Below are 14,122 nucleotides of genomic sequence, written 5' to 3'. Positions count from 1 at the left end.
CGAAGATAGTAGTGGCTCATGCGCCCGTACGTCACGTTGACGGTTGTCGCAGGACGATACGGCCCCTATTATCGACGGCTTTCCAGTGGGTTCGTTGAGGGCAGGTTTATGGTCAAGGTCGGTATCGTCGGCGGCACGGGTTACACCGGTGTCGAATTGCTGCGTCTGTTGGCTCAGCATCCGCAAGCTGAGGTGGTGGTCATCACTTCCCGATCCGAAGCCGGGCTGGCCGTGGCCGATATGTACCCGAACCTGCGAGGCCACTATGACGGTCTGGCGTTCAGTGTGCCGGACACCAAGACTCTGGGTGCCTGCGACGTGGTGTTCTTCGCCACGCCTCACGGTGTCGCCCATGCTCTGGCCGGTGAGTTGCTGGCGGCCGGTACCAAGGTTATCGACTTGTCGGCAGACTTCCGCCTGCAAGATGCCGACGAGTGGGCCAAGTGGTACGGCCAGCCCCATGGTGCGCCGCAGCTGTTGGAAGAGGCGGTTTACGGCCTGCCGGAAGTCAATCGCGAGCAGATCAAGCAAGCACGCCTGATTGCGGTGCCGGGTTGCTATCCGACGGCGACGCAATTGGGCTTCCTGCCATTGCTGGAAGCTGGCCTGGCGGATGCGTCGCGGCTGATCGCCGACTGTAAGTCGGGCGTCAGTGGTGCGGGCCGTGGCGCAGCGGTCGGTTCTCTATACTCCGAAACGTCGGAAAGCATGAAAGCCTATGCGGTAAAAGGTCATCGTCACTTGCCGGAAATTCGCCAGGGCCTGCGCCGCGCTGCCGGCCAGGATGTGGGTCTGACCTTCGTGCCGCACCTGACGCCGATGATCCGCGGGATTCACTCCACGCTGTATGCGACTGTCACTGATCGCTCGGTAGACCTGCAGGCGTTGTTTGAAAAACGTTATGCCAATGAGCCGTTCGTCGATGTGATGCCGGCCGGCAGCCATCCGGAAACGCGCAGCGTGCGTGGTGCCAATGTGTGCCGTATTGCGGTGCATCGTCCGCAGGATGGCGACCTGGTGGTGGTGTTGTCGGTGATCGACAATTTGGTCAAGGGCGCTTCGGGCCAGGCGGTGCAGAACATGAATATCCTGTTCGGCCTGGACGAGAAGTTGGGCCTGTCCCACGCGGGGATGTTGCCTTAGCGCGGGATCACCGTTGCGCAAAAGGCCCTTTGATCGGGCCTTTTGCATTTTTAATGGTCGCTGGGCGGATTGATATACCGTAACAATAGTTGACCGCTTTTCTAGGAGAAGCGGATAATACCCGCCATTACGCATATGGCGGCGCTACGCCGGGAGATTATCAGCATGAGCGTTGAGTCCTTCACCCCCACGTCTTTGCAATTCACCCACGGTGCTGCGCACAAGGTGAAGAGCCTGGTCGATGAAGAGGGTAATGATCGCTTGAAGCTGCGCGTATTCGTTACGGGCGGCGGTTGTTCAGGGTTTCAGTACGGTTTTACCTTCGATGAAGATGTGGCCGATGACGACACTATCGTTGAGCGCGAGGGTGTAAGCCTGGTCGTGGATCCGATGAGCTTCCAATACCTGGCAGGTGCCGAGGTGGATTATCAGGAAGGTCTGGAAGGCTCGCGTTTCGTGATCAAGAACCCTAATGCCACCACGACATGTGGTTGCGGGTCTTCGTTCTCGATCTGATCGGTAGCAGATACAAAAACGCCGCTTGGCTTTTACGGGCCAAGCGGCGTTTTGCTGTCTGGGATTCAGGCGGGGTAGATCGCGCCAAGCACTCGAAGCCCACGTGCGCCAGTGACGCTGGGACGATTGGCGGCAATGCCTTCAAGGCAGCAATGGGCCAGCCAGGCGAAGGCCATTGCCTCTACCCAGTCAGGGTCTACGCCATAGGCCGCTGTAGTGCTGACATGGGTGGAAGGCAGCAACGTTCTCAGCCTGCCCATCAGTGCCCCGTTATGGGCGCCGCCGCCGCAGATCAGCAAGGTTGTTGTGTCAGTCTGGGCGCTTTGCAGGGACTCGACGATGGTCAGGGCCGTCAGCTCCAGCAGGGTGGCCTGTACGTCTTGGGGTTCAAAGGTGGGCAAACGGCCAAGGTGCTGCTGCAGCCAGGCCAGGTTGAACACCTCTCGGCCCGTGCTTTTCGGGCCTTTGGTCATGAAGAACGGATCGCTGAGCAGCGTATTGAGCAGCTGGGGCTGGACCTTGCCGCTGGCCGCCCATTGCCCGTCCCGATCAAAGTGTTCTCCGCGCTGCAGGTGAATCCAGGCATCGAGCAGCACGTTCCCCGGGCCGCAGTCGAAACCGGCGACAGGCTTGCCCGTCTCGATCAGGCTGAGGTTGCTGAACCCGCCGACATTCAATACCGCGCGATTGCCCGTCTGCTCGCCGAACAAGGCTTCATGAAAGGCTGGAACCAAAGGAGCGCCTTGGCCGCCGGCAGCGACATCGCGGCTGCGGAAGTCGCTGACGACAGTGATGCCTGTCAGTTCGGTGAGTAGGGCAGGGTTGCCGATCTGAACGGTGAAGCCTCGGGCGGGTTCATGGCGAATCGTCTGGCCATGACTACCAATCGCCCGAATGTCCTGAGGCTTGAGGTTTTGTTGCTCCAGCAAGGCGATGATCCCTTGTGCAGCGAGCGTCACCCATTGCTGCTGGGCAATTGCCGAACGGGCGATTTCATCCGGGCCGCTGGCGCATAGGCTCAGCAGTTCTGTGCGCAAGGCGTCGGGCATTGGGATATAGCGAGTGGCGATCAGATTGATCGCCGCGCCTTGTTCGATAAGGGCGATATCCAGGCCGTCGAGGCTGGTCCCGGACATCACACCGATATAGAGCGGCATACCTTAACGCTTCGCCGAAGCCAGCAAGGTGGAGCGCTCTTGATCCATCCGTGCCATCAGCGGCTGGCTCTGCTGCATGAAGCGCGCGCGTTCGGCCTTGGCAATCGGGTCAGCCATTGGGAGCTTCTGGCCCAGTGGGTCGACGTGTACGCCGTTGACCTGGAACTCATAGTGCAAGTGCGGGCCGGTGGAGAGGCCGGTGGTACCGATGTAACCGATCACTTGGCCCTGTTTCACGTTGCCGCCAGTCTTGACGCCCTTGGCAAAACCTTGCATGTGGCCGTACAGCGTGCGGTACGTGTTGCCGTGCTGGATGATCACCGTATTGCCGTAACCACCACGACGCCCCGCCAACAAGACCTTGCCGTCGCCTGCCGCTTTGATTGGCGTGCCACGCGGCGCGGCATAGTCGACACCCTTGTGCGCGCGAATTTTGTTCAGAATTGGATGCTTGCGGCCCATGGAGAAACGCGAGCTAATACGGGCAAAGTCAACGGGGGTACGGATGAAGGCCTTGCGCATGCTGTTGCCATCAGCTGTGTAGTAGCTGCTGTTGCCCTGTTTGTTGGTGTAGCGCACGGCGGTGTAGGTTTTGCCACGGTTGGTGAAGCGTGCAGACAGAATGTTGCCAGTGCCGACCACTTTTCCGTTGGCTACTTTCTGCTCGTAGATCACGTCGAATTCGTCGCCTTGACGGATGTCCTGAGCGAAGTCGATGTCGTAGCCAAATACGCTGGCCATGTCCATGGTCATGCTATGCGAGAGGCCCGCACGCGCGGCCGATTGCGACAGGGAGCTGTTGATCACGCCGTGTACGTAGGCGGAACGCATGACGGGTTTGGTGGTGATTCGGTTGAATGCGAAGCCTTTGGCGCCTTTGCTCAGGCTGATACTTTCCAGGTCACTGATGCTGGTGTGCAGGTTGTTCAACTGGCCGTCTGGCGTCAGCTCAAATTCAAGCTTCTGGCCACGTTTGAGCTGAGTGAATTGCTTGGCTTGCTTATCGCTGGCGAGCACTTCATTTACAGCGGCGGCAGGCAACCCAACCTTTTCGAACAGGGTAGATAGTGTATCGCCTTTGCCCACGATGACTTCGCGATGCTGGGGATTCTTGGCTGCGGCTGCTGCAGGTGCTTCCTGGGCGGCTTGCTGGGTGTCTTCGGGAGTGCTTTCGATCTGTGCGAAAGGTGACTCAGTTGCAGTGTTTGTGGCTTGTTGAGCGTCGGAAGCGTCTTGATCTTGTGTCAGTTGTTCAACTGGGCTTTCCAGATCGAGGCTCAGGGATGTTCGTTTGGCTTCAACGTCACTGGAAGGGAATACCAACAGTGCCAGGCTGAGAAGGGCGGCGATACCACTTGCGGCGAGCAGGTGGGTCTTCGGGTAAAGCGGCGGCGCTTTAGACGGTTCAGTGGTCATAAGTAATTTTGACTTTGAAGATGAAATGGAAAAGATGAATGACATGATGAAGATGAAATAACTGTATAAAATATAACCAAATCATCTGTGGCGCAAGCTCGCGAACGCTGGGCTTGCTGAACGGTGTCCGTGCGCAGGGCAAAACTTGTAATTAGTCCCTGATCTTGTATGGTTGGTTCCCTTTTGAATCTGAGCCTTGCGGGTCTGTTATGAAGTCGGTTGAAGAGCAGCTAGCGCTGATAAAACGTGGTGCGGAAGAACTGTTGGTCGAGGCCGAGCTGATCGAAAAGCTCAAGCGTGGCCAACCCCTGCGTATCAAGGCTGGCTTTGATCCGACCGCGCCGGATCTGCACCTGGGTCATACCGTGCTTATTAATAAGCTGCGTCAGTTCCAGGAGTTGGGCCATCAGGTCATCTTCCTTATAGGTGACTTCACCGGGATGATCGGTGATCCAAGCGGCAAGAGCGCTACGCGCCCGCCGCTGACTCGCGAACAGGTGCTCGATAATGCCGAGACCTATAAGACCCAGGTATTCAAGATTCTTGACCCGGCCAAGACCGAGGTGGCGTTCAACTCCACCTGGATGGACAAAATGGGGCCGGCAGATTTCATTCGCCTGACGTCCCAGTACACTGTGGCGCGCATGCTCGAGCGCGATGACTTCGACAAGCGCTACTCGACCAATCAGCCAATCGCCATTCATGAGTTCCTTTACCCGCTGGTTCAAGGGTACGACTCGGTGGCGCTGCGTGCGGATGTCGAGCTGGGTGGCACCGATCAGAAGTTCAACCTGCTGATGGGGCGTGAATTGCAGCGCGCCTATGGTCAGGAGGCTCAGTGCATTCTGACCATGCCATTGCTGGAGGGCTTGGATGGCGTCAAGAAGATGTCCAAGTCCCTGGGTAACTATGTCGGTATCCAGGAAGCGCCGGGTGTGATGTACGGCAAGCTAGTATCTATTCCGGATGCGCTGATGTGGCGCTACTTCGAGCTGTTGAGCTTCCGCTCGATGGACGAGATCAATGGGCTGCGTGCGGATGTCGAGGCGGGCGCTAATCCTCGCGATGTGAAGATTAAGCTGGCTGAAGAAATCGTTGCGCGTTTCCATGGTGAGGAGGCTGCGGCCAGCGCTCACCGTGCGGCAGGTAATCGCATGAAAGATGGCGAGCTGCCTGACGATCTGCCCGAGATTGAGCTGACTGCTGCCGAGGCGATGCCGATTGCCGCTGTGCTTAATAAAGCTGGCCTAGTGAAGAATTCAGCGGTCGCGCGTGATCTTTTGGGGTCCGGCGGTGTGCGTATAGATGGTGAGGTGGTTGATCGCACCTTTATATACGAGCTGGGCGCCACTCACGTTTGCCAGGCGGGCAAGAAGGCATTTGCGCGAATTACGCTCAAATCCGAATAAGTCTGAAATAGGTGTTGACGGCGAATTATATCTGTCTATAATTCGCCCCACTTCCGGCGCAGTCGAAACGGAAAACTCCTTGGTAAACAATGAGTTACGCAGTTCTCGACAGCAAGTTGCTTCAGTTCATCGAAGCCAAAAGGAAGTTGAAAAAGAGGTGTTGACAGCAGCGTGTAACGCTGTAGAATTCGCCTCCCGCTTACGAGAGATCGCAAGCGCAAGTGGTTGAAGTTGTTGAAGAAATCTTCGAAAACTTCTGAAAATAACCACTTGACAGCAAGTGAGGCTGCTGTAGAATGCGCGCCTCGGTTGAGGCGAAAGATCTTAACCAACCGCTCTTTAACAACTGAATCAAGCAATTCGTGTGGGTGCTTGTGGAGTCAGACTGATAGTCAACAAGATTATCAGCATCACAAGTTACTCCGCGAGAAATCAAAGATGTAACCAACGATTGCTGAGCCAAGTTTAGGGTTTCTTAAAAACCCAAAGATGTTTGAACTGAAGAGTTTGATCATGGCTCAGATTGAACGCTGGCGGCAGGCCTAACACATGCAAGTCGAGCGGTAGAGAGAAGCTTGCTTCTCTTGAGAGCGGCGGACGGGTGAGTAATGCCTAGGAATCTGCCTGGTAGTGGGGGATAACGTTCGGAAACGGACGCTAATACCGCATACGTCCTACGGGAGAAAGCAGGGGACCTTCGGGCCTTGCGCTATCAGATGAGCCTAGGTCGGATTAGCTAGTTGGTGAGGTAATGGCTCACCAAGGCGACGATCCGTAACTGGTCTGAGAGGATGATCAGTCACACTGGAACTGAGACACGGTCCAGACTCCTACGGGAGGCAGCAGTGGGGAATATTGGACAATGGGCGAAAGCCTGATCCAGCCATGCCGCGTGTGTGAAGAAGGTCTTCGGATTGTAAAGCACTTTAAGTTGGGAGGAAGGGTTGTAGATTAATACTCTGCAATTTTGACGTTACCGACAGAATAAGCACCGGCTAACTCTGTGCCAGCAGCCGCGGTAATACAGAGGGTGCAAGCGTTAATCGGAATTACTGGGCGTAAAGCGCGCGTAGGTGGTTTGTTAAGTTGGATGTGAAATCCCCGGGCTCAACCTGGGAACTGCATTCAAAACTGACTGACTAGAGTATGGTAGAGGGTGGTGGAATTTCCTGTGTAGCGGTGAAATGCGTAGATATAGGAAGGAACACCAGTGGCGAAGGCGACCACCTGGACTAATACTGACACTGAGGTGCGAAAGCGTGGGGAGCAAACAGGATTAGATACCCTGGTAGTCCACGCCGTAAACGATGTCAACTAGCCGTTGGAAGCCTTGAGCTTTTAGTGGCGCAGCTAACGCATTAAGTTGACCGCCTGGGGAGTACGGCCGCAAGGTTAAAACTCAAATGAATTGACGGGGGCCCGCACAAGCGGTGGAGCATGTGGTTTAATTCGAAGCAACGCGAAGAACCTTACCAGGCCTTGACATCCAATGAACTTTCTAGAGATAGATTGGTGCCTTCGGGAACATTGAGACAGGTGCTGCATGGCTGTCGTCAGCTCGTGTCGTGAGATGTTGGGTTAAGTCCCGTAACGAGCGCAACCCTTGTCCTTAGTTACCAGCACGTTATGGTGGGCACTCTAAGGAGACTGCCGGTGACAAACCGGAGGAAGGTGGGGATGACGTCAAGTCATCATGGCCCTTACGGCCTGGGCTACACACGTGCTACAATGGTCGGTACAGAGGGTTGCCAAGCCGCGAGGTGGAGCTAATCCCATAAAACCGATCGTAGTCCGGATCGCAGTCTGCAACTCGACTGCGTGAAGTCGGAATCGCTAGTAATCGCGAATCAGAATGTCGCGGTGAATACGTTCCCGGGCCTTGTACACACCGCCCGTCACACCATGGGAGTGGGTTGCACCAGAAGTAGCTAGTCTAACCTTCGGGAGGACGGTTACCACGGTGTGATTCATGACTGGGGTGAAGTCGTAACAAGGTAGCCGTAGGGGAACCTGCGGCTGGATCACCTCCTTAATCGACGACATCAGCTGCTCCATAAGTTCCCACACGAATTGCTTGATTCATTGAAGAAGACGATAGAAGCAGCTTTAAGCTCCAAGCTGATAGCTCTTAGCTAATCAGTTACGCGCTCGAAATTGGGTCTGTAGCTCAGTTGGTTAGAGCGCACCCCTGATAAGGGTGAGGTCGGCAGTTCGAATCTGCCCAGACCCACCAATTTTGTTATGGGGCCATAGCTCAGCTGGGAGAGCGCCTGCCTTGCACGCAGGAGGTCAACGGTTCGATCCCGTTTGGCTCCACCATTAACTGCTTCTGCTGTTAGAGTTTAGAAATGAATATTCTGAAGCGAATATTGATTTCTAGTCTTTGATTGGATCGTTCTTTAAAAATTTGGGTATGTGATAGAAAGATAGACTGAACGTTACTTTCACTGGTAACGGATCAGGCTAAGGTAAAATTTGTGAGTTCTCTTAATTGAGAAATTCGAATTTTCGGCGAATGTCGTCTTCACAGTATAACCAGATTGCTTGGGGTTATATGGTCAAGTGAAGAAGCGCATACGGTGGATGCCTTGGCAGTCAGAGGCGATGAAAGACGTGGTAGCCTGCGAAAAGCTTCGGGGAGTCGGCAAACAGACTTTGATCCGGAGATGTCTGAATGGGGGAACCCAGCCATCATAAGATGGTTATCTTGTACTGAATACATAGGTGCAAGAGGCGAACCAGGGGAACTGAAACATCTAAGTACCCTGAGGAAAAGAAATCAACCGAGATTCCCTTAGTAGTGGCGAGCGAACGGGGACTAGCCCTTAAGTGGCTTTGAGATTAGCGGAACGCTCTGGAAAGTGCGGCCATAGTGGGTGATAGCCCTGTACGCGAAAATCTCTTAGTCATGAAATCGAGTAGGACGGAGCACGAGAAACTTTGTCTGAATATGGGGGGACCATCCTCCAAGGCTAAATACTACTGACTGACCGATAGTGAACTAGTACCGTGAGGGAAAGGCGAAAAGAACCCCGGAGAGGGGAGTGAAATAGATCCTGAAACCGTATGCGTACAAGCAGTGGGAGCCCACTTTGTTGGGTGACTGCGTACCTTTTGTATAATGGGTCAGCGACTTATTTTCAGTGGCGAGCTTAACCGAATAGGGGAGGCGTAGCGAAAGCGAGTCTTAATAGGGCGTCTAGTCGCTGGGAATAGACCCGAAACCGGGCGATCTATCCATGGGCAGGTTGAAGGTTGGGTAACACTAACTGGAGGACCGAACCGACTACCGTTGAAAAGTTAGCGGATGACCTGTGGATCGGAGTGAAAGGCTAATCAAGCTCGGAGATAGCTGGTTCTCCTCGAAAGCTATTTAGGTAGCGCCTCATGTATCACTGTAGGGGGTAGAGCACTGTTTCGGCTAGGGGGTCATCCCGACTTACCAAACCGATGCAAACTCCGAATACCTACAAGTGCCGAGCATGGGAGACACACGGCGGGTGCTAACGTCCGTCGTGAAAAGGGAAACAACCCAGACCGTCAGCTAAGGTCCCAAAGTTATGGTTAAGTGGGAAACGATGTGGGAAGGCTTAGACAGCTAGGAGGTTGGCTTAGAAGCAGCCACCCTTTAAAGAAAGCGTAATAGCTCACTAGTCGAGTCGGCCTGCGCGGAAGATGTAACGGGGCTCAAACCATACACCGAAGCTACGGGTATCACGTAAGTGATGCGGTAGAGGAGCGTTCTGTAAGCCTGTGAAGGTGAGTTGAGAAGCTTGCTGGAGGTATCAGAAGTGCGAATGCTGACATGAGTAACGATAATGGGTGTGAAAAACACCCACGCCGAAAGACCAAGGTTTCCTGCGCAACGTTAATCGACGCAGGGTTAGTCGGTCCCTAAGGCGAGGCTGAAAAGCGTAGTCGATGGAAAACAGGTTAATATTCCTGTACTTCTGGTTATTGCGATGGAGGGACGGAGAAGGCTAGGCCAGCTTGGCGTTGGTTGTCCAAGTTTAAGGTGGTAGGCTGGAATCTTAGGTAAATCCGGGATTCTAAGGCCGAGAGCTGATGACGAGTTACCTTTTAGGTAACGAAGTGGTTGATGCCATGCTTCCAAGAAAAGCTTCTAAGCTTCAGGTAACCAGGAACCGTACCCCAAACCGACACAGGTGGTTGGGTAGAGAATACCAAGGCGCTTGAGAGAACTCGGGTGAAGGAACTAGGCAAAATGGCACCGTAACTTCGGGAGAAGGTGCGCCGGTGAGGGTGAAGGACTTGCTCCGTAAGCTCATGCCGGTCGAAGATACCAGGCCGCTGCGACTGTTTATTAAAAACACAGCACTCTGCAAACACGAAAGTGGACGTATAGGGTGTGACGCCTGCCCGGTGCCGGAAGGTTAATTGATGGGGTTAGCTAACGCGAAGCTCTTGATCGAAGCCCCGGTAAACGGCGGCCGTAACTATAACGGTCCTAAGGTAGCGAAATTCCTTGTCGGGTAAGTTCCGACCTGCACGAATGGCGTAACGATGGCGGCGCTGTCTCCACCCGAGACTCAGTGAAATTGAAATCGCTGTGAAGATGCAGTGTATCCGCGGCTAGACGGAAAGACCCCGTGAACCTTTACTATAGCTTTGCACTGGACTTTGAATTTGCTTGTGTAGGATAGGTGGGAGGCTTTGAAGCGTGGACGCCAGTCTGCGTGGAGCCATCCTTGAAATACCACCCTGGCAACTTTGAGGTTCTAACTCAGGTCCGTTATCCGGATCGAGGACAGTGTATGGTGGGTAGTTTGACTGGGGCGGTCTCCTCCTAAAGAGTAACGGAGGAGTACGAAGGTGCGCTCAGACCGGTCGGAAATCGGTCGTAGAGTATAAAGGCAAAAGCGCGCTTGACTGCGAGACAGACACGTCGAGCAGGTACGAAAGTAGGTCTTAGTGATCCGGTGGTTCTGTATGGAAGGGCCATCGCTCAACGGATAAAAGGTACTCCGGGGATAACAGGCTGATACCGCCCAAGAGTTCATATCGACGGCGGTGTTTGGCACCTCGATGTCGGCTCATCACATCCTGGGGCTGAAGCCGGTCCCAAGGGTATGGCTGTTCGCCATTTAAAGTGGTACGCGAGCTGGGTTTAGAACGTCGTGAGACAGTTCGGTCCCTATCTGCCGTGGACGTTTGAGATTTGAGAGGGGCTGCTCCTAGTACGAGAGGACCGGAGTGGACGAACCTCTGGTGTTCCGGTTGTCACGCCAGTGGCATTGCCGGGTAGCTATGTTCGGAATAGATAACCGCTGAAAGCATCTAAGCGGGAAACTAGCCTCAAGATGAGATCTCACTGGAACCTTGAGTTCCCTGAAGGGCCGTCGAAGACTACGACGTTGATAGGTTGGGTGTGTAAGCGCTGTGAGGCGTTGAGCTAACCAATACTAATTGCCCGTGAGGCTTGACCATATAACACCCAAGCAATTTGCGAACTCGAGAGAGACCAGATTGCGGTGTGTGAAGACGCAATGAACCGAAAGTTCGACGCTCACAAACACCACGATCTATCACATACCCAATTTGCTGAAGCGAGACCAACTGGTCACGACTCAGTACCCGAATTTCTTGACGACCATAGAGCATTGGAACCACCTGATCCCATCCCGAACTCAGCAGTGAAACGATGCATCGCCGATGGTAGTGTGGGGTTTCCCCATGTGAGAGTAGGTCATCGTCAAGATTAAATTCCGAAACCCCAATTGCGAAAGCAGTTGGGGTTTTGTTTTGGACGCTCGAAAATCTTGTGGGGCGTCGATCAATACTGATATCCACCCTTTCTATGCAATGACCCTGCGCATGGCTATCATGCGTGCCTCATTCTGAGGCGATATGTGCATGCTGACGTTGTTGAAACTTCTGAAAGATGGTCAGTTCCATTCTGGAGAAGCGCTTGGCGCCGCCCTGGGCGTTAGTCGCAGTGCCGTGTGGAAGCAGCTTCAGCATCTTGAGGCAGAATTGAATCTTCCTATCCATAAGGTTCGGGGTCGTGGGTATAGATTGGCTGCGCCATTGGTATTTTTGAATGCGCAGGAGGTTTCTCGGGAGGCGACTTCCCTATCTTGGCCCGTTCATATTTTCGATTCCATTGACTCCACTAATGCCGAGGCTTTACGTCTTGTCGATGCGGGTAGTGCGGCACCTTTTGTTGTGCTAGCGGAGCAGCAGACGGCTGGTAGGGGGCGCAGAGGCCGTAAATGGGTCAGCCCATTTGCGCAAAACGTTTACTACAGCCTTGTATTGCGTATTGAGGGTGGTCTGCGGCAACTGGAAGGGTTGAGTCTGGTGGTAGGACTGGCAGTCCTGCAGGCTCTGCGTGAGTCGGGTGTGCAGGGCGCGGCTTTGAAGTGGCCAAACGACGTCTTGGTTGGGCACAAGAAAATCTCAGGCATCTTGCTTGAGCTGGTGGGAGATCCCGCGGATATCTGTCACGTTGTGCTAGGGATAGGTATCAATGTGAATATGCAGAGGGCAGCTGATGTTGATCAGCAGTGGACCTCGATGCAGCTTGAGACGGGCTTTTCAGTTGATCGCAATCACCTGGTGGCGCGACTGGGTTTGCAACTCCAAGCCTACCTAGATCGACACAAGGCTGCGGGTTTTGCAGGGTTGCAAGACGAATGGGAGCAGCATCACGCGTGGCAGGGGAAGTCCGTGTCGCTTATCGCGGGCGTCAATCAGATTGATGGGGTTGTGCTGGGCGTGGATCGTCAGGGCGCCTTGCGTTTGGATGTCGGTGGCGTTGAGAAAATATACAGCGGTGGTGAGTTAAGCCTGAGGTTGCGTGATGATTCTTGAGCTCGACTGTGGAAATAGCTTTATCAAATGGCGTGTTCTTGAGTTGAGTGAGGCAACTGTTCGCGCGGAAGGTATCGCAGGTTCAGATATCGCGCTGATCGATAGTTTGGTGGCTTTGCCTGGTCTATTGCTCACGCGTTGTCGGTTAGTGAGTGTTCGCGCGCTTGAGGAGACCGATAAGCTGATAGCTGCCTTGGTAGCGGCATTTGGCGTTGCTGTTTCCTGTGCAACCTCTGCTCAAGAAATGGGCGGAGTGCGCAACGGCTACGAAGACTTCCAGCGCCTGGGGATGGATCGATGGCTGGCCATGCTAGGCGCGTTCAAGTTGGCGTCAGGTGCATGCCTGGTACTCGACTTTGGTACAGCGGCGACAGCAGATTTTATTGGTCCGGACGGTGGGCACCTGGGTGGGTTTATTTGCCCGGGTATGCCGCTTATGCGTAATCAACTGCGAACCCATACCCGCAAGATACGCTATGACGACGCGGCCGCTGAGCGGGCTGTGGAACGTCTCTCTCCTGGTCGTACGACCGTAGAGGCCGTCGAGCGTGGGTGTACGCTCATGCTTAGAGGGTTTGTGCTGACCCAGCTCGAGTTGGCGCGAGGCTATTGGGGGGAGGATTTCACAGTCTTCCTCACTGGCGGCGATGCTGACCTGGTGAGGGATGCTGCGCCTCAAGCTCGGCTGGTCCCGGATCTGGTGTTTGTTGGTTTGGCAATGGCGTGTCCTTTGTCTTGAGGTGATTATGCGCTGGCTGTTTTTACTTTTACTGGTCCTCAATGTTTTCTATTACGTCTGGCATCAGCAAGAGGCGCCATTGCGGGCCAAGGATGTCACGCCCTTGAGTCTCCATCGGGGGGCACAACAAGATATTCGCCTCCTGAGTGAGTCGGCAGATGCGGTGGCGCGGCGTGATCGAGCGAGGCCGGCAGAGGCGCAGAATACCTGCTTGTACATCGGTGGGTTCACTGATCGACGCCAAGCCTCCTCTCTCGAGCAGAGGCTCACCAGCCTGGATATCAAGGTCAAGGTACAGTTGCTGAATGCGCCGGACGCCTCGGGTTATTGGTTGCGTGTAGCCCCTGAGAGCCGTCGCCTGGCTGACGATCTGCCCTTTGAAAGCCTTGCTAATGAATTCAATGAGTTAAAACATAAAATAATGCTGTGTGAAGGCATTGCAACTCTCGAATAGTTTGCATAGAATGGCGCCCGCTTCGCAGTGAAGACCTTTAAGGGCTACAGTGCAAAGCGACCGTCAATGCAGCTAACCTCATAATTTAAATGAGAAAATGCTTGACAGAAGGTCGGCGTGATGTAAAATGCCGGCTCGCTTAGGAGGGGTTCCCGAGCGGCCAAAGGGATCAGACTGTAAATCTGACGTCTACGACTTCGAAGGTTCGAATCCTTCCCCCTCCACCATTTTTAGCGTGAGCTGCAAGCTCCGCGGGTATAGTTTAGTGGTAGAACCTCAGCCTTCCAAGCTGATGATGCGGGTTCGATTCCCGCTACCCGCTCCAAGTTTGCAGGTTGTGCAAGGTGTTTCGCTCTTGTAGCTCAGTTGGTAGAGCACACCCTTGGTAAGGGTGAGGTCAGCGGTTCAAATCCGCTCAAGAGCTCCATATGACAAGGCAGATATGAAAATATCT

General features: G+C 54.3%; 8 protein-coding genes, 5 tRNA genes and 3 rRNA genes. 14 read left to right on the top strand and 2 right to left on the bottom strand.

The window, feature by feature from the left end:
* Nucleotides 1–108 precede the first annotated feature (108 nt).
* Both argC and erpA read left to right on the top strand, forming a co-directional pair.
* Nucleotides 109–1,143, top strand: coding sequence for an N-acetyl-gamma-glutamyl-phosphate reductase (argC, locus tag GH769_RS22030; protein WP_014720162.1), 1,035 nt, complete (start codon nt 109–111; stop codon nt 1,141–1,143).
* A gap of 165 nt (nt 1,144–1,308) precedes the next feature.
* Nucleotides 1,309–1,659, top strand: coding sequence for an iron-sulfur cluster insertion protein ErpA (erpA, locus tag GH769_RS22025; RefSeq protein WP_014720161.1), 351 nt, complete (start codon nt 1,309–1,311; stop codon nt 1,657–1,659).
* Between the two features lie 65 nt (nt 1,660–1,724).
* Here erpA and GH769_RS22020 read toward each other — a convergent pair whose 3' ends face one another.
* Together GH769_RS22020 and GH769_RS22015 are read right to left on the bottom strand one after the other, a co-directional pair.
* Nucleotides 1,725–2,816 (bottom strand): anhydro-N-acetylmuramic acid kinase, encoded by a 1,092-nt coding sequence (locus GH769_RS22020; RefSeq protein WP_032903897.1) that lies wholly within the window; start codon nt 2,814–2,816, stop codon nt 1,725–1,727.
* Between the two features lie 3 nt (nt 2,817–2,819).
* Nucleotides 2,820–4,232 carry a peptidoglycan DD-metalloendopeptidase family protein gene (locus tag GH769_RS22015; RefSeq protein ID WP_014720159.1) on the bottom strand — a complete coding sequence of 471 codons (1,413 nt, stop codon included), beginning with the start codon at nt 4,230–4,232 and terminating at the stop codon, nt 2,820–2,822.
* 209 nt (nt 4,233–4,441) lie between these two features.
* On the opposite strand from GH769_RS22015, the gene tyrS reads away from it, so the two are divergent.
* From tyrS to GH769_RS21955, 12 genes are all read left to right on the top strand, one after another.
* Entirely contained in the window at nt 4,442–5,641 is a 1,200-nt protein-coding gene (gene tyrS, locus GH769_RS22010; RefSeq protein WP_014720158.1) for a tyrosine--tRNA ligase, read from the top strand.
* 495 nt (nt 5,642–6,136) lie between these two features.
* Nucleotides 6,137–7,673, top strand: a 16S ribosomal RNA gene (locus GH769_RS22005).
* 124 nt (nt 7,674–7,797) lie between these two features.
* Nucleotides 7,798–7,874 (top strand) — tRNA-Ile (locus GH769_RS22000).
* A 10-nt stretch (nt 7,875–7,884) separates the two neighbouring features.
* A tRNA-Ala gene (locus tag GH769_RS21995) sits at nt 7,885–7,960 on the top strand.
* 237 nt (nt 7,961–8,197) lie between these two features.
* A 23S ribosomal RNA gene (locus GH769_RS21990) occupies nt 8,198–11,089 on the top strand.
* A 155-nt stretch (nt 11,090–11,244) separates the two neighbouring features.
* Nucleotides 11,245–11,360 (top strand): 5S ribosomal RNA (gene rrf / locus GH769_RS21985).
* Together the 16S, 23S and 5S rRNA genes with 2 tRNA genes alongside form the textbook arrangement of a ribosomal RNA operon.
* Before the next feature lie 155 nt (nt 11,361–11,515).
* Nucleotides 11,516–12,475 carry a bifunctional biotin--[acetyl-CoA-carboxylase] ligase/biotin operon repressor BirA gene (gene birA, locus GH769_RS21980; protein WP_014720157.1) on the top strand — a complete coding sequence of 320 codons (960 nt, stop codon included), beginning with the start codon at nt 11,516–11,518 and terminating at the stop codon, nt 12,473–12,475.
* A complete protein-coding gene (locus GH769_RS21975) occupies nt 12,465–13,214 on the top strand; it encodes a pantothenate kinase (RefSeq protein ID WP_014720156.1) in 750 nt (249 codons plus the stop codon). The genes birA and GH769_RS21975 overlap by 11 nt, the downstream gene beginning before the upstream one ends.
* 7 nt (nt 13,215–13,221) lie before the next feature.
* A complete protein-coding gene (locus tag GH769_RS21970; RefSeq protein WP_014720155.1) occupies nt 13,222–13,668 on the top strand; it encodes a hypothetical protein in 447 nt (148 codons plus the stop codon).
* A 142-nt stretch (nt 13,669–13,810) separates the two neighbouring features.
* Nucleotides 13,811–13,895: transfer RNA gene (locus GH769_RS21965), tRNA-Tyr, on the top strand.
* Between the two features lie 24 nt (nt 13,896–13,919).
* A tRNA-Gly gene (locus tag GH769_RS21960) sits at nt 13,920–13,993 on the top strand.
* Between the two features lie 26 nt (nt 13,994–14,019).
* A tRNA-Thr gene (locus tag GH769_RS21955) sits at nt 14,020–14,095 on the top strand.
* Nucleotides 14,096–14,122: the final 27 nt, after the last annotated feature.

This window comes from Pseudomonas sp. CFSAN084952, assembly GCF_009648855.1.
In the GTDB taxonomy this organism is placed as follows: Bacteria; Pseudomonadota; Gammaproteobacteria; order Pseudomonadales; family Pseudomonadaceae; genus Aquipseudomonas; species Aquipseudomonas paracarnis.
The sequence above is the reverse complement of the archived record's forward strand: the minus strand, read 5'-3'. Positions and strand labels throughout refer to the sequence as shown.

Excerpts from the sequence above, each read along its gene's own strand:
- GH769_RS22015 (WP_014720159.1), bottom strand. The coding sequence starts at position 4,232 with ATGACCACTGAACCGTCTAAAGCGCCGCCGCTTTACCCGAAGACCCAC.
- argC (WP_014720162.1), top strand. The coding sequence starts at position 109 with ATGGTCAAGGTCGGTATCGTCGGCGGCACGGGTTACACCGGTGTCGAA.
- GH769_RS21970 (WP_014720155.1), top strand. The coding sequence starts at position 13,222 with ATGCGCTGGCTGTTTTTACTTTTACTGGTCCTCAATGTTTTCTATTAC.
- GH769_RS21975 (WP_014720156.1), top strand. The coding sequence starts at position 12,465 with ATGATTCTTGAGCTCGACTGTGGAAATAGCTTTATCAAATGGCGTGTT.
- erpA (WP_014720161.1), top strand. The coding sequence starts at position 1,309 with ATGAGCGTTGAGTCCTTCACCCCCACGTCTTTGCAATTCACCCACGGT.
- tyrS (WP_014720158.1), top strand. The coding sequence starts at position 4,442 with ATGAAGTCGGTTGAAGAGCAGCTAGCGCTGATAAAACGTGGTGCGGAA.
- birA (WP_014720157.1), top strand. The coding sequence starts at position 11,516 with ATGCTGACGTTGTTGAAACTTCTGAAAGATGGTCAGTTCCATTCTGGA.
- GH769_RS22020 (WP_032903897.1), bottom strand. The coding sequence starts at position 2,816 with ATGCCGCTCTATATCGGTGTGATGTCCGGGACCAGCCTCGACGGCCTG.